Source organism: Gluconobacter japonicus (assembly GCF_002723975.1).
In the GTDB taxonomy this organism is placed as follows: domain Bacteria; phylum Pseudomonadota; class Alphaproteobacteria; order Acetobacterales; family Acetobacteraceae; genus Gluconobacter; species Gluconobacter japonicus.
The window spans coordinates 158809-181191 of the sequence record NZ_BEWO01000006.1 but is presented as its reverse complement, the minus strand read 5'-3'; the positions used below and the strand labels follow the sequence as shown (position 1 = coordinate 181191).

At 52.1% G+C, this 22383-nt stretch carries 19 protein-coding genes and 1 riboswitch; of the genes, 11 read left to right on the top strand and 8 right to left on the bottom strand.

Annotation, left to right across the window (positions count from 1 at the left end; translation table 11 throughout):
* The 3 genes from GJA01_RS06325 to GJA01_RS06315 form a co-directional block, all read right to left on the bottom strand.
* The coding region (locus GJA01_RS06325) for a sensor domain-containing diguanylate cyclase (RefSeq protein ID WP_145993783.1) at positions 1 to 1391 on the bottom strand (1391 nt) is incomplete at its 3' end.
* Between the two features lie 7 nt (positions 1392 to 1398).
* Positions 1399 to 1842, bottom strand: coding sequence for a methyltransferase family protein (locus tag GJA01_RS06320; RefSeq protein ID WP_253783394.1), 444 nt, complete (start codon positions 1840 to 1842; stop codon positions 1399 to 1401).
* 98 nt (positions 1843 to 1940) lie between these two features.
* On the bottom strand, positions 1941 to 2681 hold the full coding sequence (locus tag GJA01_RS06315) for an N-acyl amino acid synthase FeeM domain-containing protein (RefSeq protein WP_172794493.1): 741 nt from the start codon (positions 2679 to 2681) through the stop codon (positions 1941 to 1943).
* Positions 2682 to 2776: 95 nt separating this feature from the next.
* Between GJA01_RS06315 and GJA01_RS06310 the strand changes: the two genes are divergently transcribed.
* Positions 2777 to 2998 carry a hypothetical protein gene (locus tag GJA01_RS06310; RefSeq protein WP_062505054.1) on the top strand — a complete coding sequence of 74 codons (222 nt, stop codon included), beginning with the start codon at positions 2777 to 2779 and terminating at the stop codon, positions 2996 to 2998.
* Between the two features lie 52 nt (positions 2999 to 3050).
* Here GJA01_RS06310 and GJA01_RS06305 read toward each other — a convergent pair whose 3' ends face one another.
* From GJA01_RS06305 to GJA01_RS06290, 4 genes are all read right to left on the bottom strand, one after another.
* Complete coding sequence (locus GJA01_RS06305) at positions 3051 to 4562, bottom strand: efflux transporter outer membrane subunit (protein WP_062505052.1); 1512 nt, start codon at positions 4560 to 4562, stop codon at positions 3051 to 3053.
* Complete coding sequence (locus GJA01_RS06300; protein WP_062505050.1) at positions 4559 to 7669, bottom strand: efflux RND transporter permease subunit; 3111 nt, start codon at positions 7667 to 7669, stop codon at positions 4559 to 4561. Before GJA01_RS06300 ends, GJA01_RS06305 begins: the two co-directional genes overlap by 4 nt.
* Before the next feature lie 18 nt (positions 7670 to 7687).
* On the bottom strand, positions 7688 to 8827 hold the full coding sequence (locus tag GJA01_RS06295; RefSeq protein WP_062505048.1) for an efflux RND transporter periplasmic adaptor subunit: 1140 nt from the start codon (positions 8825 to 8827) through the stop codon (positions 7688 to 7690).
* Between the two features lie 271 nt (positions 8828 to 9098).
* Positions 9099 to 9872 (bottom strand): OmpW/AlkL family protein, encoded by a 774-nt coding sequence (locus GJA01_RS06290; protein WP_010503025.1) that lies wholly within the window; start codon positions 9870 to 9872, stop codon positions 9099 to 9101.
* Positions 9873 to 10141: 269 nt separating this feature from the next.
* Between GJA01_RS06290 and GJA01_RS06285 the strand changes: the two genes are divergently transcribed.
* Entirely contained in the window at positions 10142 to 10744 is a 603-nt protein-coding gene (locus GJA01_RS06285; protein WP_034881553.1) for a Crp/Fnr family transcriptional regulator, read from the top strand.
* A gap of 76 nt (positions 10745 to 10820) precedes the next feature.
* Positions 10821 to 11273: a hypothetical protein gene (locus tag GJA01_RS06280; RefSeq protein WP_061931354.1), complete on the top strand. Its 453-nt coding sequence runs from the start codon at positions 10821 to 10823 to the stop codon at positions 11271 to 11273.
* Positions 11274 to 11318: 45 nt separating this feature from the next.
* Here the strand turns inward: GJA01_RS06280 and GJA01_RS06275 are convergent, their stop codons facing one another.
* Positions 11319 to 12770: a cryptochrome/photolyase family protein gene (locus GJA01_RS06275; RefSeq protein WP_062505046.1), complete on the bottom strand. Its 1452-nt coding sequence runs from the start codon at positions 12768 to 12770 to the stop codon at positions 11319 to 11321.
* A gap of 191 nt (positions 12771 to 12961) precedes the next feature.
* Here GJA01_RS06275 and GJA01_RS06270 point away from each other — a divergent pair, with 191 nt between their 5' ends.
* From GJA01_RS06270 to GJA01_RS06235, 8 genes are all read left to right on the top strand, one after another.
* The gene (locus GJA01_RS06270; RefSeq protein WP_007284482.1) at positions 12962 to 13153 is read left to right on the top strand and encodes an entericidin A/B family lipoprotein; all 192 of its coding nucleotides are present in this window, start codon (positions 12962 to 12964) and stop codon (positions 13151 to 13153) included.
* 181 nt (positions 13154 to 13334) lie between these two features.
* Positions 13335 to 13493, top strand: a riboswitch (FMN riboswitch).
* A 118-nt stretch (positions 13494 to 13611) separates the two neighbouring features.
* On the top strand, positions 13612 to 14646 hold the full coding sequence (gene ribD / locus GJA01_RS06265) for a bifunctional diaminohydroxyphosphoribosylaminopyrimidine deaminase/5-amino-6-(5-phosphoribosylamino)uracil reductase RibD (protein WP_062505044.1): 1035 nt from the start codon (positions 13612 to 13614) through the stop codon (positions 14644 to 14646).
* Positions 14628 to 15266: a riboflavin synthase gene (locus tag GJA01_RS06260; protein ID WP_062505043.1), complete on the top strand. Its 639-nt coding sequence runs from the start codon at positions 14628 to 14630 to the stop codon at positions 15264 to 15266. Before ribD ends, GJA01_RS06260 begins: the two co-directional genes overlap by 19 nt.
* Entirely contained in the window at positions 15263 to 16516 is a 1254-nt protein-coding gene (locus tag GJA01_RS06255) for a bifunctional 3,4-dihydroxy-2-butanone-4-phosphate synthase/GTP cyclohydrolase II (protein WP_062505041.1), read from the top strand. The genes GJA01_RS06260 and GJA01_RS06255 overlap by 4 nt, the downstream gene beginning before the upstream one ends.
* Positions 16513 to 16977 carry a 6,7-dimethyl-8-ribityllumazine synthase gene (ribH, locus tag GJA01_RS06250; protein WP_061931344.1) on the top strand — a complete coding sequence of 155 codons (465 nt, stop codon included), beginning with the start codon at positions 16513 to 16515 and terminating at the stop codon, positions 16975 to 16977. The genes GJA01_RS06255 and ribH overlap by 4 nt, the downstream gene beginning before the upstream one ends.
* A gap of 213 nt (positions 16978 to 17190) precedes the next feature.
* On the top strand, positions 17191 to 18687 hold the full coding sequence (locus tag GJA01_RS06245; RefSeq protein ID WP_062505039.1) for a glycosyltransferase family 2 protein: 1497 nt from the start codon (positions 17191 to 17193) through the stop codon (positions 18685 to 18687).
* Between the two features lie 164 nt (positions 18688 to 18851).
* Complete coding sequence (locus GJA01_RS06240; protein WP_145993782.1) at positions 18852 to 21047, top strand: hypothetical protein; 2196 nt, start codon at positions 18852 to 18854, stop codon at positions 21045 to 21047.
* A gap of 116 nt (positions 21048 to 21163) precedes the next feature.
* Entirely contained in the window at positions 21164 to 22378 is a 1215-nt protein-coding gene (locus tag GJA01_RS06235; RefSeq protein WP_082785307.1) for a discoidin domain-containing protein, read from the top strand.
* Positions 22379 to 22383: the final 5 nt, after the last annotated feature.

The window sequence follows — 22383 nt, the reverse complement described above, 5'->3', positions numbered from 1 at the left end:
GGTGCCAGCGTGACCTTTCCGGCGCTGAGCTCTTCATTCAGAGTTCGCACAATATCCTGACTTCGCGCGACCGCTTCCTGTTCATTGGCATCGCGCAAGAGAACCGCGAATTCATCACCCCCCAGCCTGCCGATCAGATGATCGGGCCCAATCACGTTCCGAATCCGTTCAGAAAGCGCTTTCAGCATCGTGTCACCCACTGCGTGCCCAAACTCATCATTGATGGGTTTGAAATGGTCCAGATCAACCTGCAACAGCGCAAAAGGATGTTGTTGCACACAGCAATCGCTCATGGCTTCCAGAAACGTCGTTCGGCTCAAAGCGCCTGTCAGATCGTCATGCATTGCCAGATATCGGATGCGTTTCTGTGTTTTCCGCTGTTCCGTAATATCGGATACAACCCCCCGAAATCCTGAAAAACTGCCATTCGGACCATGCACAGGATAACCCGTGAATGTCAGATACCGTTCGTCGCTATCCTGACGAAGGATAACCGACAGATCTTTGAAAGCTTTGCGCTGACAGATGTGATCATCAATACCCCACTGTGCCGGATGTTCAGGGTCCAGCCCCAGCGTGCCTAAAGGGCGCCCTTCGATGTCCGCTGCCGCCGCCTGAAAAAACTGACACATGCGCGGAGTGACATCCCGCAGACGGCCCTCTTCATCTGTTTCCCAAAGCGAGTCCGATACAACCTGCTCGTATTCTCTCAGAAAGACCTGCAAAGTTTCGTGCTGCCGTTGCAGGTTCAGACGACCGATGGAGCGTTCCAAGAACGTCTTGTTCATATAAACGATGCCAATAAAGGCGAAGGCCAGAAACCCGAAGAATGATAGTAACGCGACGTTTTCAACCGGCTGAAGCGTTACGAGCGCGGCAATGGTACAAAACACGCTGACTGGAACAAAGAAGGCCAGAGCTGCCCGAATTGGCACACCCAGCATTGGCGTTGAGACCAACCCCATGATGAGGCCGAAAACAGCACCTTCTTCACTGGGATGCTCAACCATCATCGCAAAGATATTGACCAGCCCGCCCCATACTAGCCCCAGAACAAAAAGAATCCGAATGGATGTCCGAATCAGTGCGTCATGGTCCTGGTTCCGACGCCACTGAAGACTGGCGACGATCAGAAGAAGATAGAGACAGACAATCGCAATATAGAGCGTGGAAACCAGTAGCCGGAACCCATGCCCGAACCTCAGGGTAAAGAGTGTGCTGCTGCTGATTCCCAGAATGGAAAATAACCAGATGACGTGCGATAGAACCGATGCCTGCTCATGACGGAGAGCAGATGAATTTTCATCATTCTGACTAATCTGAAAAAGCTTCCAGATATTGATCAGATACTCGTAAGATGAAATTTTTATCGATTTACTATCGCCCGACATTATTTTCTTATTTTACCCAGGGAACTGGAAACAGCATCCAGGATTTTTTCTGATAATCTGCATAAATACCCCCAAAATCTGACTGAATAAAACGACGTTCTTCCTGATACGCCAGAAAACCATACCAAACGGTAAACAAAATCGCGCCCAGCCATTGCCACGCACCAACGCTCAAAGCCGTACCGATCCAGAACAGGAGATAAGCCAAATAGAAAGGATGCCGGACTATACGATAGGGGCCGGTGCAGTAAAGCTGATGGGGGGCCGCATCATGATGGGCAACATCTGGCCGATTTCTGCGCGTTGTTGCGATGGTCCACCAGAAAAGAGCCAGAGCGGAAACAAAAAGAAATAGTGCCCCTCCCTGTGTCCAGACACCCCCATGAACGGATCTCAGGGAAGCCAGAAACAGACCATAGAAAACGAGACTGCATGCAGACAGAACTTTCATGGGAAAAGGCATTCCATTTCCCATCTGGAAGTGCCCGCGCACGCCCCAGCTGAATGAGAGAAAATTCAGAGCGGAGAGAATGAGAACAAGAATGCACATTATGCGGCTCCTCGCAGCCAAAGGGCGACATTGCCGCCGGAAAGAAGATCTTCGAGACCGTCGGTGGCACTGGTGAATGGATCAATCAGAGGAAAAGAGGCTCGGATTTCGTCATAGCGTTGCCGGTTCGATGACATGAGCTGCATGGGACAGTTCAGTCCGGGATAAGGACGAAGTTCCGTCTCAGGCTGGTAACCGAGCCGTTTGTAAAACGACACATGGTTTTTCCGGACACAGGCAAAACCTACCTGGGCATGAGACATCATGCCCAGATAACCGGCTATCCGGTATAACAGGAATACAAGCCCCTGATTGTTCTGCGCCTCAGGGCTTCGAACCAGTCGGGTGAGTTCAAGACCTCGTCCTGGCCCACTGGGGGAAAAGGACGCATCCTTGAGAATCCGATTTACGGCTTCGGGAAACGTATCGGCTCCCGGAGAGCGCAGATCACTTCCGGAAACAAGAAAAGACACCCGGACAGAGGCCAGAGGAACATCGTCCCTGTAAATGACCACCGTGCGGCTGTTGGCCATTCCGTCATAATCATCAACGAAGCGACTGCTCTCGTTCGGCTCTATGTATCCTGAGGTCAGATAACTTTCATACCTCAGACGGTATGCGTCTTCGTGGGTCTTAGCATCAACCGCGAGCTTCGCGATATAATCTGGCGAGCTCAGCCGCCGGGGTAATCGGGTGTGAACCGATGCGCCCTGGAGGATTGGGGTAATTTTGAGAGACATCTCTTGTGTGCTCCATGTTGTGGGACACACCAAGAGTATTTGCTGGCTGGCCTGCGGTCAGGCATCTTGCAGCCATTATTGTGTGAGGAACCAAGATGGCCGAGTTCGAGCCGGTCAAAACGATACCGGAATTCCGGAAACTGAATGATGCCGACATTCTGGAAGGCTATCTGGACGGCTTCCATGGGACAACGGAGCCGGGGTCTGACAAATCCCCATCATACTGCCATGGCTGGCTAAATGGGCAGGTCGATGCCGGCTTCAGAGATCAATCAGAGGCTCAGAAAGAGCTTGCACAGGCTTTTCAGAACCTCTGAGAAAAACAAGCTCGTGACCTGTAAGTCACGAGACTGCTTCCCTTCTGCGTCTTCACCACGGAACAAGTGATTTTCCGAGAGCCTTCTGCGCCGCTGGCGTCATGCCCAGATCATTGCGGTTCCACCACCCACCGCCAAGGGACTGGAACAGGGCAACACTATCCGAATAACGTGTTCCCTGTGCCTGTACCAGCGCAAGCCGCGCCTGGGCATTCGCCTGTTGAGCCTGCAACATCATAAGTTCGCTGGCATCCCCGAGACGAAGCTGCGCGTGAGCGATTTTTAAGCTTTGAGTTGTCGCGTCATAAGCACTCTGATTGGCCTGCAAGGCGTCTGCATCGAAATCTAGCGCATGCAGACTGTCAGCCACATCCTGAATGGCAGACAGAACGGTAGCCTTGTAGGTCTCGTTCGCCTGCATCAGATTGTCGCGCGCCTGCCGCTCTGCATGAAGCAGGGAACCGCCCTGAAAGATTGGCTGCATCACGGTGGCGGCAATCGTCCAGTTTCCATAGCCCGGCTTGAAAAAATCGCTCATTGTGCCGACGGCCTGCCCGGGCAGCGCGCTAAGTTGCACGTTCGGTAAGCGGTTGGCGATCGCAACGCCGACCTGTGCACTGGCTGACTGGATCTGAGCCTGAGCGGCCCTAACGTCCGGCCGCTGGTTCAGAAGGTCTGACGGCAATGACACTGGAAGCGTCTGAGGCAGAGTGAACTGTTCAAGCCGGAACTCTGGGAGAGGCGAGTTAGGTGCCACACCGACCAGAACGGCCATCTGGTCCCGCGTCTGCGCAAGTTGTAGATTCAACCCCGGAAGTGTGGCTTCAAGCTGCGCAACCGACGCAAGCTGGGACACCATATCCTGCTGGGATGCATCCCCCAACTTCTGACGCTTCATAATCAGGGCCAGTGTAGATTTCTGAGACGCAATAAGATCCTGCGTCGCGGCAATCTGAGCCCGGATGGAAGCTTCCTCGATCGTGGCATTGACCAGATCGGAGATCATTGTCAGGGCTGTGGCTTCAAGCTGGAACTTCTGGATTTCCGCCTGTGCACCTGCGGCCTCGATGGCCCGGCGCGTTCCGCCCCAGAGATCCGGTACATAACCAACCGTCAGCTGAGCTGTGTGAACGTTATAGAGCCAGGTATTGTTGTTCGGAACCGGTGAGTAAACGCGAGACGTCTTGTTCCGTGTCGGGTTAAAGGATGCCGAGAGGGTTGGATACAGACCGGCCCCTTCGATGCGCCTTTGTTCCCAGGCTGATTTCAGACCTGTCTGCATGGCTTTCAGGGACTGGTTGTTCGCCAACGCCTGTTCGACCAACGCATTGAGCGATGGGTTTTGAAAGATTTCCCACCACTTACCCGGAATATCCACACCGGTCTGGAATGTCTGGGACACACCGGCGCCAGTACCGCCATGGCCAGCCGTGGCTGTGCGCGGAGCGGACTGATAGTCCATACCCTTCGGCAGGTCAGGCTTATGAAAATCTGGGCCAACAGCACAACCCGCCAGAACCACCAGCCCCAGAAGAGCCGTCGAACCCTTGAGAAGCCGATTCATGACGGGGCTCCATTTTCTTCAACAGGTTTGGCACGACGGGCATTCCGGCGCTCAACCCACATTTCGAGTTCGCTGAAATAGACCGGAAGCGCAAAGAGCGTGAGAAGCGTGGCAATTCCGAGACCACCCACCACAACCGTAGCCAGCCCACGCTGTACGTCCGTACCAACACCTGTCGCCATGGCGGCCGGCAACATACCGGCACTGGCGACCGTAGCTGTCATAAGCACCGGTCGGAAGCGTTCTCCAGCCCCCATGATTGTCGCAGAACGAACGGGATGACCTTCTGCGCGATGGCGGTTGATGCTGGAGATCATGATGATGCCGTTCTGCACCGCGACACCGAACAGGGCGATGAACCCAACCGCCGTGGCAATGTTAAGGGTTTCCCCACGCACATGCAGTGCAATCAGGCCGCCCAGCGTTGCCAGAGGTACGACGCTCAGAATGAGCAGGGCATGACGGATCTTGCCGAACTCGATGAACAGGAGGACCAGCATCATGGCAAACATGATGCCCAGAGCAATAGTCAGGCGCTTCTGGGCGCGTTCCTGCTGCTGGAAGGTTCCGGCCCATTCCAGCGTGTATTTTTCCTTATCGTAGTGGACGGATTTCTCAATCTGCGCCTGTGCATCGGCAAGATACTGCGACAGGGGACGCTGACCGTTATCCACGCGGATCGTAATCTGGCGATGGCTCAATTCATGGGCAATATTGCTCTCACCCATCCGTAGTCCCACATGTGCGACCTGCGACAGGGGAATATAGGCGCCTTCCGCATCCAGCAGAGGCAGCTGGGCAAGACTTTGAAGATCCTGAGCATCTTTACGGGGAATACGAAGCGTCGCGTTGTAGAAGCGATCATCTTCATACACCGTAGAGATCGCCGCATCACCGATGCCGTAGGACACCATATCAGAAATATCGGAGACACTGATCCCATAACGGGCAGCCGCCAGACGGTCTGCCGTCACGGCGATCTGCGGGATCCGAGGTTCCTGGAAAATCGACGCTTCTGCCGTTCCCGGAACCTGATGCAGGACATCCACGATCTGCTGGCCAATCCGGCGCAGTTCCTGAAAGTCGTTTCCGTAAACACGCAGGACGAGCGGACTGTGTGCACCGCCCACCAGATCACTCATGTTATCCTGAATAGGTTGGCTTATACCGAAATCAATGCCCGGCACCTGCGCAAGTCTGGCCCGCAAACGCTTGACGAATTGTGCCTTGTCTTCCCCTGAAGGCCATTGATCATAAGGTTTGAGACCGACGGGCATCTCGATGTGAGACGGCGTCCAAGGGTCCGTACCATCATCAGAACGACCAAGCTGTGTGATGGCGTAAGAGGTTTCTGGAAACTCCCGAACCGCATTCCGCAGTTCGTTGGCAATCTTTTCGCCTTTTTCGAGAGAAATGCCGGTGGGCATCTGCACCTGAATCCAGAGAGCACCCTCATCCAGATCCGGCAGGAACTCGCGCCCGATCGTTATGCCAAGGAAGACGACCGCGACCAATGCGCCAGCACCGCCAATATACGCGATGAATGGCCGGTCGATAAAATGACCCAGCCAATGCGTGTAACGCTCATGCAGCCATTCCAGCGGCTTGTTGCGCCAGATATGACGTGGTTTGCGAAGGGCCAGAAAGCTCAGGGAGGGAATCAGGGCCAGAGCGCAGAGCAATGCGCCAAGAAGTGCAAAGCTGACCGTATAGGCCATCGGACGGAACAGCTTGCCTTCACTGCCTTCGAAGGCGAAGAGCGGGCTATACGCGAGAATAATCACGAGCGTGGACGAGAAGATTGCATGTCCGGCACGCTTGGCGACGGTCAGAACATCATCCGCATTCAGAGCTTCGGTCGGGCGTTCCTCACGGATGCGAAGGATCGTCTCCATGATGACGATGGCGCCATCCACGATCACGCCAAAATCGACCGCGCCTAGCGAGAACAGATTCGCCGCCATGCCGAAGAAATGCATGAGCGTGAACACGACCGACAAAGCGAGCGGAATGGTGACAGCCGTAACAATGGCACTACGGGGACTTCCCAGAAACAGCGTCAGGATAACGCCAACCAGGAGAATACCCTCGATCATCGTTTCCGTGACCTTGTGGGTCGTGGACAGGACGAGGTTATCCCGATCCATGTAAGGAACGATGCGGATATGCTGAGGAGCCAACTGCTTCTGAAGCTTGGCAACTGTCTGATGCAGATCTTCCAGCACGACGGACGGGTTCTCGCCGCTCAGCATGGTCACAACCCCTTCGACCATATCGGGGTTGTGGTCTTTACCAAGAATCCCTTCTCGCACCTGGTGACCAAACTGAACCGTGCCAAGATCACGGATGAGAACAGGCACGCCATGACGCTGGGCGACGACGATGTTCTCCATGTCCGCCAGAGAGTGGATCATGCCGATACCACGAACAATATAAGATTGTTCGCCGCGGGAGACACGCCCACCACCTGCATTGATATTATTGTTGCGGATGGCGGCCAGAACATCTTCCAGCCCCACCGAATAACGCATCAAGGAAGAGGGGGTCAGGACAAGCTGGTACTCACGGGTAAAGCCCCCGAAATTATCAACACTGACAACACCCGGAACATGCAGCAGTGCCGGAATGACGGACCACTTCTGCACATCCGAAAGCTGCATCAGGTTCTTGTCATCTGATTCCAGCGTATAGCGGTAGATTTCGCCTGTCGGGCCGGAAATCGGCCCCAGCGTTGGCTGCGCCCCATTCGGAAGAGCATTGCTGGCCAGAATGGTTTCCACCTGCTGGCGCGCCCAGAACACGTTTGTTCCATCGCGGAAGATCAGCGTGATGAGAGACAGGCCGAACGTGCTGGTGGAACGACTGTCCGCAACACCCGGTACGCTGGCCAGCATCCGTTCCAGCGGGATTGTGACCTGCTGCTCCATTTCCTCTGCGGCAAGGCCAGACTGCTGGGTCGTGACCAGAACGCTGACAGCCCCAAGATCCGGGTATGCTTCAACAGGAAGAATGCGCCACGCAAAGCTGCCCATAAGAGCCAGCAGAACCGCAGCGAAGAAAACGATATTCCGGCGCACGAAGCACCAGGCAATGAAACGTTCGATCATGGTGGCTGGCCTGTCCGGTCAGTCGTCGTTCAACAGGATGGCGCCGCTTGTCACGACACGCTCACCTGCTGAAAGGCCGGACAGGACACGAACATCGTCACCTTCATCATACGTGATGGTCACGTCACGCCTTTGAAAGACACGTGGAGACGTCTCGATGAAGACGGACACCTGATCGTTGTTCATTAGCAAGGCAGATTTCGGCACCAGAACGGAAGCCTCGGCAGGAATACCCAGCTTTGCGGAAGCAAAAAGTCCAGGGCGCAGGGTGCCATCAGCATTGGGGCACACCACATAGGCGTTTACGCGCCGTGTGTCTGGCTTGAGGGCGGGATCAACGGTCTCCATCGGGCCGGAGCAGTGTCGTCCGGGTATTGCGGGGAACGTAACATCCAGTGTGACATTCCCAACCAGATCATCCGTGCGATCTTCTGGTACGGCCGCAGCAACCCACACAGATGAAAGATCCAGCAGCGTCATCTGAACAGCCGTTGAATCAGTAATATTCTCCCCGACAGCCATAGTCGTCGTCGCCACAACGCCATCAACTGGAGAAACAAGGGGAACCTGTCCCTGAGCAGCATAATCAGACCGTGCGCCAAGCACCTGAAGTCGCTGATGTGTGCGCTGGGATTCAGCTTCTGCCTGCGAAAGATCGTTACGGGCAGATTCAAGATCTTTAACAGCATTGCCACCGGCAGCCAGAACACCACGGGCGCGGTCATAAGCACGCTTCGCAAAATCCAGCGCGGCGCGGGCGCGGCGATCGTCTGCCCAAGCCTGATCCAAATCGCTGGCTGCGATGGTTGCGAGAACCTGTCCGCGGGAAACGTGCTGCCCCAGTTGAACGGCCACACTCATGATGCGACCTGTTGCAGGCGCGAGCACATTCACCTGGTGATCGGGAATGGGCACGACCTGGGCAGGCAGAACAATGGCCGTCGTATCGTTGGCTGAAGCAACCGAGGTCACAACCAGACGTTTCTGAAGGGGACTGCCCTTCCTGACAACGATGTTGCCATTCTGCCGAGTCAGCATAGGCGCATCGGGGGCCGCTTCATGCGAAGGGGCCAACAGATGAGTTCTCAGAAAGAAACCAAGGAGAAGGACAAGAATCAGCAGGCCGACGGCCAGAGCGCTGACGCGCGCAACACGCATATTTTTCGAAAACCCCGTACCTGCTGGACAGCTTCTGCCGCGACGGCGACAGAAGCAGAAAGCGCCCTGCTATTCCTGAACCCCGACGATTTCATGGCAGGAAGACACCCCACCATCGTCTGTCGGAATCACTAGAAGCTGAAAACTCGGATTTTCTAAAGCCTCTCGGCAACGTATTGCAAAAATTTTATGCTTCTGACTTGAAAATTACACAAAAAAAGCGGCTCACCCGAAGGATGAGCCGCTTTCGTCGCTGAACTGAATTTCAGGATCAGAAACGATATTCGATACCAGCAGCAACCGTCGTCGGGTTCAGGCTGTCGCGAGCATGGATATAAGGGCCGGAAGCTCCACCACGTTCGTTGATGAAAGCAGGAACGGAAAGCCACATCTGCTTGGCATCAAAGTTGAAGAACCAGTTGCCGACGAGCTGATAGTCGAAGCCAACATTTGCTGCCGGACCGACTGTCGTACGGAGATCAAGCTTCTGCACAGCACCACCAGCCGGGCTGATGTTGTGGAAGAACGCCAGCGTCAGACCAACACCTACATATGGGTTGAAGCGCTTGTGCGGACGGAAATGCCAGGCCAGCGTTACCGTCGGTGGCAGAACCCATGTGCTTCCCAAATCGACCTTGCCGAGAGCAGTGTCCTCAGCGGCCAGTTCATGGCGGGTGCTGGCAGCGATCAGATCAAGCGAGATATGATCCGTGAAGAAATACTCAAATGTGAATTCCGGAGCGACCTGATTGGTTGCCTTCACCCGGCCTCCAATCACCTTCACACGGGAAGACGTATCCTGCGGCAGCACACCCAAAGCCGACAGACGGATCAGGAAGTCTCCCTTACCGAGACCGATTTTCGTATTCGCGCAGGTCTCAAACAAGCCGCAATGACCGGAGGACGGCGGCAGGATGTTAACCTGTGGGACGGGGGCTGCCGTCATCGGGGCGGAAACGGTAGCCTGCGGAGCTGCTGTCTGTGCGAAAGCAGGAGTAGCCATCAGGCCCAGGGCAGCGACCAGCGCGAAAGCGGAAGTCTTCATAAGGGAGGTTCCATCAACAATAGTTGACCTCAGAAAGCACTCCTCCCTGTCCCTCACCTTGACCTGGATCAAGTCTGGGGAATTATGTGTTATAGGTGTGGCGACCAGAAGAAATGTTTCATGCCGGAAGAGAACAAAGAGTCATGACGTCGTCGCGCAACCCGGAAGAAATTCATGATCGTTGCTCACATTGCATCGGTCGGAAGCACAGTATTTGCAGCGCGATTGAAGACTGTGATCTTGCAATACTGGCAAGCGAGTCTTCGAGAATGACCGTTCCTGATGGTCGATCTTTCATAGAAGAAGGTTCGCCAGCACACGATTTCTTCGTTGTCACTGACGGACGGGTCAAGCTGTTTACACTTCTTCCTGATGGGCGTCGTCAGATTACCGGGTTTGCCGAAGGTGGAGACTTTCTCGGACTGGCGGCTTCCACGAGCTATGCATTTGGCGCAGAGGCGCTCGGCACTGCGGTCCTGTGTCGATTTCCACATGCCTCCATGCAAAGACTTACAGATCGCTTCCCAAACCTTGAACACCGCCTCCGACAGGAGGCCTCGCGGGAACTCAGCCTGATGCAGGCCAGGCTGACGCTTCTAGGACGCAAGACCGCTCGGGAACGGCTTGCAACCTTTCTCATGGAACGCATCCACCTGCTGGCCCCGCCATGCCACGCAAACGCTTCCCAGGTTGAATTCGACCTTCCTATGCCCCGCACAGATATTGCCGATTATCTGGGACTGACTATTGAAACAGTCAGCCGGGTACTGAGTGCCTTCAAACGTGAAGGTCTCATAAACATTCGCGGCATCACACACATTACAATCATGCAACCTGAACGCATTTCTGCCATTGCGGAAGGCCTCGAATAGTCGACTTATCAAGGTGAGGCCACATTCCCGCCATGATGAACTGGTGTCTTCCTGCCAGACATTTACAGGAGACTTCATGAAATCCCGTCTTTTCTTTCGTTCCATGCTCGCCATCAGCCTTCTGACGGGCTCCGCCATGGTGGTCTCTCACGCGCATGCCGCAGATCCGGCTGCAGCCACGCAGAGCAGCACCAGCCAGAATGATTTTCTTGGAAACCTGACGAAGAAAGAAGACAGCGTGAATACGCGTCTTCAGAACTACCAGACGCAGTCCAAGGCTGCGCAGGAGCAGCGTACCCAGAAGATCCAGTCTCTCAAGGATCAGTACACGAATGCTCCGGCTAATCAGAAGGCTCGCATCCAGAAGCAGATCAATAGCGAACGCGACAAGCTGAACACTGCGCGCGCAGAGCAGACGGAAAAGCTTCAGAAGCTGAAGAATGCCCCTCAGGAGCAGAAGAACCGCCTGAATGCTCTTGGCAAGAAGACCCGCAGCGATGCAACCAACTTCCTGAACGGCGGTCTCTAAGATTCTCGTTGTCAGCCGGGTTTTTCCCCGGCTGACAGTTTCAGATCACAAACTTCTAAATGCGGCCATGGCCCGGTCTCGGCCCTCTTTTAGGTCTACAACAGGTCTCGGATAGGTTTTCCCAAGCGTAATGCCTGCTCTTTCGAGATCATGCTCTTTCGTATTCCAAGGTTCGAACAGGTCTTTGCCAGACAACTTCTTAAGTTCTGGAACCCATTGCCGAATGTAATCCCCATCCGGATCGAATTTCACGCCCTGCCGCGTCGGGTTGAAGATTCGGAAGAATGGCGATGCATCTATGCCCGTCCCTGCGACCCACTGCCAGTTCATGGCGTTGCTTGCCCAATCCGCATCAACAAGTGTGTCGCGGAACCATGCCTCCCCCTCACGCCAGTCAATCAGCAGATGCTTCGTCAGAAACGAGCCAACAATCATTCTGGCGCGATTATGCATCCAGCCGGTTTTCCATAACTGGCGCATCCCAGCGTCTACAATAGGGACACCCGTTCTTCCCTGCTGCCAGGCCAGCAGGTCTTTTTCACTCTTACGCCAGGGCATCTTCTCAAATTTTTGGCCAAGGCTGGTATCTGGCAGGCGAGCCTGATGAAAGAGTGTGTATTTCGCGAATTCCCGCCATCCAATTTCAGAAAGGAATATTCTTGCCCCCTCATCATGGGCACCTTTCTTTTGTAGTGCGGCCCAAATCTGACGCGGAGAAATAGCGCCCGACGCAAGATAAGGAGACAGTCGCGACGTCCCTTCCCGGCTCAGTTCATCACGGCCTTTGCCGTACCGACTGCAGTCATGACGAACAAAATCTTCGAGGTGCTCATGTGCTTCCTTCTCGCCCGGCTCCCAGGATGCACGCAATCCAGCCGCCCAGTCCGGATGCGTGGGAAGAAGTGTTGACTCATCAAGCCGGTATTGAGCCAGAAGGCTCTCTGACAAAGGGTAAAACGACAGACCAGCCGGAGAACGGAGAGGTTCTGGCACGTCCTGAGCCTGAAACGCTTTCCAAAACGCCGTGAAGACCTGATAAAAGCGCCCCTCCTTGGTCTGGACCTGCGCAGGGTCCAGCAACACCGTTCCCCACGATCCTTCGAAAGCGGTTCCCTGCGTCTTGAGGGCAATCGCAATCCGCTCATCCTGCTCACGTTCTTTCTGATGCAGACGGTGATGCCAGTAGACGCTTTGCGCACCTGTTTCCTTGGCCAGTTGCGGGACCAGCGTCTCTGCCGACCCCTTCAATGTCAGCAGAGTCCCATGATGACTACCCAAAGTTCTTCTCAGGTCTGCCAGAGCTCCGTGTAGCCACCACCGCGATGCGCCGCCAAGAGGGTGGAGGGCTGGCGTTTCATCGTCCAGCACATAAAGACAGATAAGGGGATGTCCGGTTGCCACGGCTGCCTGTAACGCCGGATGGTCACTGAGCCGCAGATCCTCCCTGAACCAGACAATAACAGGGGGTGCAGAAGTGTGGTGACCTTTGGCAGACATCGGGTCCTCGTTGCTATGATATGGAGGACATAGCGTCCGACAAGTCGTTTTGTTCATAAGGTTATGATTCTGATCCGAAATTCATGTTTCATTTTGAAACAATGCAGTCACACAAAATCCTTCACGGTCGTGAACTTTTCGGTCGGGATAGCGTTTCGATGCCGAACGCTCTTTCGAAGGAGTTATACCTAATGTCCATCAAGTCCATCGCCCGTGTTGCACTGTCCCTGACGCTGCTGTCCGGTGCTGCCGTTTCGCTTTCGGCCTGCAATACTGTTCACGGTGCTGGCCAGGACGTAAGCGCTGTGGGTCACAACGTGTCCCGCGGTGCTAACGCAACGCAGGATGCCATCCAGCGTCACACGGACGCGTCCACGCACTGATCTTCATTCATTTAGACCGAAGATCGACAAATCAACCGCCGGGGCCTCTCCGGCGGTTTTTTCATATCCAGCCCCACACTGACAAGATCAGGAAATGTGAGCCTTGAGGTGTTTTTTAACCAGTTTTGATGTGATTCCACTTGTAATCTGTAATTTACCGGTCTCATATCTCAGTCTGAACAGACGTTCTCGGGGCGGGGTGGAACTCCCCACCGGCGGTATTGATAGGTTTCGATCTATCTGAGCCCGCGAGCGCCTTCTTTCTTCATGGAAGAAGGGTCAAGCAGATCCGGTGAGATTCCGGAGCCGACGGTCATAGTCCGGATGAGAGAGAACGCAGCACTTGCCCGATGTCGGGTAGGGAAAAGTGTGCACTGTGCACTCTCCCTGCGCTCATCATCGGTTGAGGGCGGCGTGCGCCCTGCGGACGTCCCTGACTGGGACCGAAGACCGCAGCCTTGTTGAAGCAGACCGCCTTTTCTACTCTTTCCACCCTTGATCCAATTCGGGACGGGTTTCGCGCAGCTATTGCTCGGGCAGTAGCCACGTTTGGGGCGACCTCACCCAACCCTTCTGTTGGTTGTGCGCTCCTGGATAGCGAAGGCCGTATCCTGACCGTTGGCGTTCATCCGAAAGCGGGTCAGCCACATGCCGAGGCTATGGCGCTTGCTCAAGCACGGGATACTGGCGTGCTCGATCAGGCTCGGATGGCAATTGTGACGCTGGAGCCGTGTAACCATACGGGCCGTACACCACCATGCAGCGAAGCTCTGCGCAACAGCCCTGTTGAGCATGTCTGGATTGGAGTTGCTGATCCTACGCCTCAGGCAGCAGGGGGAGCTGCACGTCTTCAGGAAATGCCGGGAGGACGTGATGTCACATTCCTGAAGGATGTTCCGGAACTGGCAGATCTTTATCGCGACTGCCGTGCATTGCTGGCCCCTTTTCAGAGCCGCGTAACGCGCCATCGGCCCTGGATCAGCGTGAAGCAGGCTTTGGACAGAGACAGCTCCATGATCCCCCCTGTCGGTCAGACGACTTTTACGTCCGAGGCCTCCCTGATGCTTGCACACAGGCTTCGCCGCGCAACAGATGCCATCATCACGGGCGTCGGCACGGTCCTTGCGGACAAGCCGCGCTTCACGGTGCGTCGGGTTCAGGACCATGTCGGTCGTGCAAAACGTCTGCTGGTCGTGTGCGACCGGCATGGACGCCTTCCAGCGGACTGGAAAGCCGAAATGGAGCAGTCCGGGTTCGATGTTCTGACCAGTACGGACCTTCTGGCTGTTCCCGCCATGCTGGCGGATCGCGGTGTGAACTGGGCCATGGTGGAAGCTGGACCAGCTCTTCTGAAAACCGTGTCGGAGGCTGGTCTCTGGGATGACTGGCTAACCATTCGCAAGGATGGCGACACCGATCACATTACACTTCAATCGCGGGACGAGAGCCCGCTTCGACTGCTGAGGGAAAACGCATGTTCTCTGGAATCGTAGAGCGTCTGGGCACTGTCCGATCCGTCTCCCTCCGGGACAAGGCCATGGACCTGACCATCGAGACGGGCTTTCCCGATCTGGAACTCGGTGAGAGCGTGGCGATCAATGGTGTCTGCCTGACGGTCGAGACATTCGATGCCACTGGGCTCGCAACATTCCATCTGAGTGGCGAAACATTATCCCGCACGCCGCTGGATCAGCTCAAGGCCGGCTCGAAGGTCAATCTCGAGCGTGCCGTTGCAGCCAGCACCCGACTTTCCGGGCATATCGTGCAGGGGCATGTCGATAATGTCGCGACCCTCGCCAGTATCCAGAAAGCTGGCGATTCCTATGCTCTGCGCGTCTTTGTGCCACAGGATCTGCGGCAGTACGTCGTGGAGAAAGGGTCCATCACCTTTGATGGTATCAGCCTGACGGTCAACGAACTACATGACGGAATTGTCCGGGGAAACCAGACGGGGTTCGAGGTGGGTCTGACCATCATTCCCCATACCTGGGAACACACAAACCTCTCTTCCCTGGAAATCGGTACCCGGATGAATGTGGAGGTCGATGTGCTGTCCAAGTACGTTGAGAACCTGCTCCGCTTCTCTCCTGCATTTGGAAAGGTTGCATCATGAAGCCATCGCTGAAAGCCGCCATTGAGGCAATCCGCGCAGGCGGAATGGTCGTCATGGTGGATGACGAAAACCGCGAGAATGAGGGTGATCTGGTTATGGCGGCACAGTTCGTCACACCGGAAGCCATCAACTTCATGGTGCGCGAAGCGCGCGGACTCGTCTGCCTTCCTCTGGAAGCCGAGCAGGTAGATCGTTTGGGACTGCCCCCAATGGTCAGCCGCAACCGTGACCCACGCGGTACAGCCTTTACGGTTTCCATTGAAGCGGCCACGGGTGTCACAACAGGCATTTCCGCTGCGGATCGTGCCCGGACAATTGTGATCGCGGCCAATCCGGATGCAACAGCTGAGGACGTTGTTTCTCCTGGTCACATCTTTCCCCTTCGCGCTCATCCAGAAGGTGTGGTTGCGCGTAATGGGCACACAGAGGGCTCGATCGACATCGCGCGCCTCGCAGGCCTTGAGCCAGCAGGGGTGATCTGTGAGATCATGGCAGATGACGGCAGCATGATGCGTCTGCCGGAGTTACGGCGGTATGCGGCAAAACACGGCCTGCCGATTGTTAGCATCGCGGATCTTCAGGAATGGTGCCTTGAGCATGGACGTGGTCCTGTAGAAGACGCCCAACTCATCAGCACACCTGTCCCAGCCGCTGGGGAAATGATTGCGGCGTCGGCTCTGCCCAGCATTTTTGGCGGCCATGATCTGCGTATTCATGCCTTCCGGGCCGTTGACGGCGTGGAGCATGTAGCACTGGTGAAGGGCGATCCGTCCAAAGGGGTGCCGCTTGTGCGTCTGCACTCCGAATGTGTAACAGGCGATGCACTTGGCTCCCTGCGTTGCGACTGTGGCGCCCAGCTTCGGGAAGCTCTGGAGCGCATCTCCGCTGCAGAGTGTGGCGTGCTGGTCTATCTGCGAGGCCATGAAGGTCGTGGTATCGGCTTGGCCAACAAGATCCGCGCCTATGAATTACAGGATGCCGGCATGGATACCGTCGAAGCCAATGAAGCTCTCGGTCTGCCTGCCGATGCGCGGGAATGGGATGCCGCAGCCGATCTGCTCCGACATCTGGGCGTGACCTCCCTGCGTCTTCTGACAAACAACCCGGATAAGGAATCCAACCTTGTCCGCTTCGGATTTGACGTTCAGTCTCGTGAACGACTGGAAATCGAAGCCAACCCTTTCAACCGGGCCTATCTCGCTACCAAGCGGACACGGATGGGTCATTTTCTTCAGGAACAACCCGCATGAGCAAGCATATTCCCGTCGCCCCTGACCTGCGCCTTTCGCCTGCACCGAAAATGGCCATCATCGTCAGCCGCTTCAATACAGAGATTACGGGCGGCCTGAAGAACGGCGCGCTTGAGTGGATGGAAGAGCGCGGCATCACAGATGTGGATGTTTATGATGCTCCTGGCGCGTTCGAACTGCCACTTCTGGCGCAAAAGCTGGCAAAGTCGGGAAAGTATGAGGGTGTGATCTGCCTTGGTTGTGTCATCAAGGGCGATACGGCGCATTTTGAATTCATTTCTCTGGGTGCCACCATCGGCATCATGCAGGCCCAGCTTGCAACGGAAGTGCCAATCGCTTTCGGCATTCTGACGACTTACACGGAAGCACAGGCCGTGGCCCGCTCCCGTCATGATGCAGAAAACAAGGGGCGGGAAGCAGCGGCGGCGTGTGTCGAAAGTGTTGCTTTCCTAAGAAATTAATATGACATTTGTAGGGATTCTCTTGTTATTAATTTAACAATAAGAGAATCCCTACTTTATTAGCATACGGCATTACTTATTATTATATTAATATTACTTTATAAACCCAAAAGATTGCGACTCTCTGGAAACCAGATTAATGTAAGATTAATTCGTGCGGTAGTGCCATGGTGAAGCTCCCAAAGCTTCATTCTGGATCAAGGGAAACAAGTAATGTCAGAACGCCTAGCCCTCGCTATATTTGTCAAAAATGAAGAGCGGGATATCGCTTGGTGGTTAGGGTGGCATATCGCCCTCGGGTTCACGACGATCTGCGTTTACGATGATGACTCAACAGACAGGACAGCGGAAATCGTCCGCGCGGCCTCAAAATCGTTTGATGTTCGACTAGAGACATCCGAAAAAGCTGTCCGGTTTAATCACCGTCAAAGATTAACTTACGAGAAAGCAATTTCTGACGCAAAAAACAAGTTTGAATGGCTAATGTTCCTCGATTCAGATGAATATCTTGATCTTGGAAAAGATCAAAATCTTTCTGCTTTTCTAAAAAAATTCCCCGATGCGTCGGCTATTGCAATCAACTGGTGTTGCTTCGGAAGCAATCACCATATCGTTAGGCCAACAAACTCGTCTCCATTGGAATCATATGTACGTAGGTCAAATCCAAATTCTACTGACGCCAACAAAATTGTAAAATCAATATTTAGACTCGATAAAACGAGCAGCAGATACATTAATCCGCATCATTTTGATGTAGATGGGCTGTATATCACTTCAGACGGCACCGAAATACAGTGGGACGCCACCCACCCCGAAAGAACACAGGACTACCCATCTTGGACGAATGCTTGTGTGCGGCATTATGCCTGTCGCAGTCTGGCTGATTTTCTGGATAAGGTTGAACGGCGCAGCGATATTCGCGACCTACCTGATCCAATGAATTATTTCAAAATTTTTGATATCAACGAAACGCTCGACGTACCAGATGAAGGTTTTCTATTAAAGGTCAGAAAAATTGTCCGGCAAATACGCCAAAATTACGAACAGATCCTTTATTCTAAAATAACAAAAAAACAGCCATGGAAAATTTATAACGGTCATGTTGGTTTTGAGATTTGTGAAATCCAAACCGTTCATGGATCTCGTGCGTGTCTGGATCGGGAAAGTGGAAATTTGGTAAGCATTATGGATGGTGCAAACGCTGATCGTTTTGCACCTATCTATGGGATTTTAGTAAATGATGACCCCGACACTCTCTATCTAACCACCGCGACAGAAACAGACATTCTTCATGTGCCTTTTGACGATCGTTTTGGAACAATCATTCCATTCAAGATCGAAACAACAGGAGAAGGTACATCTGATATCGGGCTGCGCAATCCTCATTCAGGTCGCGCTATCTGTTGGCTCCTTCCAGATCAGGAAACACGTTCAGGAGCCATTGAATGTGATCGACAGTGGATGCATGGATGGGAGATGATCCACCTCCACAAGCTAGATATATTTCCAAACAGACTTGCAGAGATAGTTGCGAAACTAACACATTTTTCTTTGCCGAATGCATACTCGAATGAGGTATATACCAACGATATGGATATAGCATTTGCATTTTTGTCATCCAGAACTCAAAGTGAACAGAACATTTGGGCTCAGGAAAATAATGTGACGTTGCCAACCTGGATGACAAATGCCCCCAAAATCACACTTTAGATATGAATATCGCTAACAAAATGTTTCAAAAAATTCTTAATTATAGATAAAGAATTACCTTGCCCTGAGCATCCTATTTTGTTAGAAAGCAGTATTATCAAATTCAACTAATTTTATTTCTCAGCCACCTCAAAGAGGTGGCTTTTTTTTTGCGAGTTTGAGTCATGAAAAAAAATGCCATTCTGACGTATATTTTGAGCATTCTTTTTTTTCCCGGGATCTGTCTGGCTTCCCCTCAGACAACATACCGCGATAACTCCGGAGCTACTAAATCCATCCTGTTTACGACGTCTCTTAGCAATACCAATCTTATGAAATCATTATCTTACAAAGATAATACAGGGCAATGGAAACCTGTCACTGTTACACAACAAATATGTGGAACCGATGGCAATAATTATCCCGTAATATGTAACCCTTTAGAAAAAAACATGATTGGCACAGCCAATGGAGTTGCGGGACTAGATGAAAATGCACGAGTTACTTCTTCTATTCTTGGAGAATCTATTATTACTGGACCTCGTATCAGCGGTATAGTTCTTCCTACCGTATATAACAATGTCAATCCACAGTTGACAGCAAACGGCAAAGGACCATTTTACTGGTGGGACGGAAATTCCACGATGCGCGTTGGCGGAACTCCTATTACCCTACCTCATAGCCCATATGGAAATCAGGCTGGGACCTACGAAAGCCTTGTTCTGAACGGCGTTCCAACTGGTGGCTATACGGCTGGTTGTGTATTATGCCTTTTCATGGAGCCTAGTGACATCAAGCAGGCAGCCGTATCAGCCGTAAATGTTCAAGGTGGAACCATCCCTAGCGCCGATGGTGTTCAGCTTTATGCAGGTCCAGTAAATGCAAATTTTGATCTAATCCTGCCAGCTGCCACATACACAGCTACAAGCGTTACCCTTGCCGGGACTTTGACTGCGGCTGAACTTGCTCATATTCAACCCATGATGACGATTTTCACCAACTCTCAAATTCCAGGTATTTCGGCATCGAACAACGAAATAGCTGATTACTACATGGGTGTGATTAAATCTATTTCTACCGATAAAAATGTAACTACAATCACTGTCTATGGTTGGGGACAACAACTTACACAGTCTACTGGAGCCATCCCTTCCACAACATCTCTGGAAAGCTATTTCTGGGCTAATCAGACAACGCCCGTTGTGGGAATTGGCGGATTTAACAAAACTTTCGCCCGTAATATATTCATGAGCTACGATGGCGCAAAATCTGGCGCAACAGGTAATGCGGCGACTTCTCTCATTCATTCTTTTGCTGGTGAGGAACTTGATTTCAACGTTCGTAACGAAACCCGTAAAGGTGCTGTTCAGTTTACCGGCTACACACTTAACGTGAGCATGGATCCACTCCATACGAATTCTTTAACCCATAACAGTCTCGGATTTTATGCGGGAGGCAACACGCCTCATCACTTCCTTGCAGGAGACAGTTGTTATCCGGACGCCTCAGGTTATTATGACCAGAGTGCTTTTGAAAGTGCAGGCTCCTGGATTGGTGGAGGATGCCGTCTCGGAGAGTTGGAAACAGTTCTCAAACGACAGGACCAAGAAATCTTTGAATTCGATGGCTTAACGCAACAGTCTCCAAACTGGCGGTTAATGTACCACCTGGCAGAGCGTGTTTCGGGAGAAGGAACCGGGATTCAAAACGTGACCCCGAAATTTGGCATTGTTCTGGATGGTGAGAAAGGCGCAGGGGTCAGTTACGGTTCTCAACAGGCCGATTTTGAATGGAATTGGAACGGCTATTGGGGTGGGCTGGCTCTTTGTGGTTATGGCACAAATTGTGGCTTCATAATGGATGGTAACGGGGTGTCGCACATGGCACCGCTAGGTCTGACAGGTGGAAACGCTCTGACGATTGGCACACAGCCGTCAGGACACGTCGCAGGATTAGGCGAATATGTGGACGCAACCTATAGTAATAATCTGCTTGAAATTATGCGAGGAACAACCGCTAACCTTAGCCTTGACGCAAATGGTAATTTAACTTTATCGGGAAATATCGCTGCAGGTGCGGGCGGACAATTTATCTTGGCCCCCGCAAGCGGGGCAGGAGCGGGTGTAGGAAATTACATGACCACAGATGGCTATGCCAACCTGACGGTTCACGCCTCCAACGGTGGAACGGCCACGATAAGTGCAGGTCATATAATTGAAACTACGACTTATTCACTAAATTCCATGCCTAACGCGTCTCAGGACGGAGAACATGTATGGTGTTCTGACTGCAAACTAAACGGTATCATAGGCGTTGAAGCCTACTGGCACAGTTCAGCATCCAAATGGACAGATAGCCAGAATAATGATCTGGCTAAATAATTTTTGATATCTAGGATTTTGATAACACTTTATTTAAAGACACCATTTGAAAAAGAAAAATTTATGATATATTAAAAGTAATTGAAATTTTGGATTAAACTTTAGGAAGCTCCATAATGTCAGAAGTCATTCTTGATAACGATAACTATGAAGTTTCCTATTGGAACAGAGAATCCTGCAATGTCACTATTGTTTTCTCCAGCGCTGGAGCATTGGCTTTAGCGCAGCCTGTAGAAGAATTTAAAAATACCATAAAAAACTTTAATACATCTTATATTTTCGTTAGATCAAAACATCTAGATTGGTACAATAACATAAATTCTATTAAAATGTTCCGTTTTCTTAGTTATTTTTGTAAAAAATACCAATTTATTTACTCTATGGGCGAAAGTCTTGGCGCATCTGGAGCACTTTTATTTTCAAAATACTGTGAAAAAATCACCCGAATACTGGCTTTTAGCCCGCAGTATTCCGCGCTTCCAGCTTTTTGTAAATGGTTCGGGCCGCTTAGTCCTCTGGATGGTGCCATTAGCACATTCGCATTTTCTGATTACGCTCCAGAAAGTGCCGCCTCTAAAGCTGTTTTAATTTACCCCTCATGTTCATATGAAGATAATCTTCATGCAAAATTTTATAAATCTGAGAATTTTAATGTTGTTACCATTAACACTCGCCATCATGATATCGCCAGGCATCTTAAAAAAGATTATGGTACCAATTATCTAAATATAGTTCTTGATGCTTTCTATAATAATAGGATAGATTTTTCTGCCGATACATTTGAAAAAATTCTATGCAATATTGTAGAATATAGCCCAAAATCTTTTGTGAAATGGATTGGGGATCAAACATTTAAATATGATCATTTTATCGAAATACCAAATTTTCATCTAGTCTCTCATGATGGGAAAGCTACACAAAGTAGTGTCTGCGAATACTCATTTCACAGAGACAGTACTGAGGCAGAAGCACAACGAGCAATTGATGAGCCTCTGCGTATGATTCCAGCGTTCCATACAGGTTTCGAAAAAAATCCTTGGTGGAGCATTGAACTGAAACAACCTGCTCATATCAAGCAGATCATCATTTTTAACCGTTGCGATAATGAAGAGTTTGCGCGCAGATTTAACAAATTCTCCTTACTCAAGTCAGATGATGGTATATACTGGGAGGAATTTTACGAAAAAAATGATGCGCGATACATTGGAGGTGAGTTTGGAGAGCCTCTTCAAATAGAGACCGATTTTACGGCTCGATATATCAAAATTTTTCTAAACGAAACCAATTTTCTTCATCTCAGCAGAGTCAGTATTTATGGAAACTATCTCTGATAGTT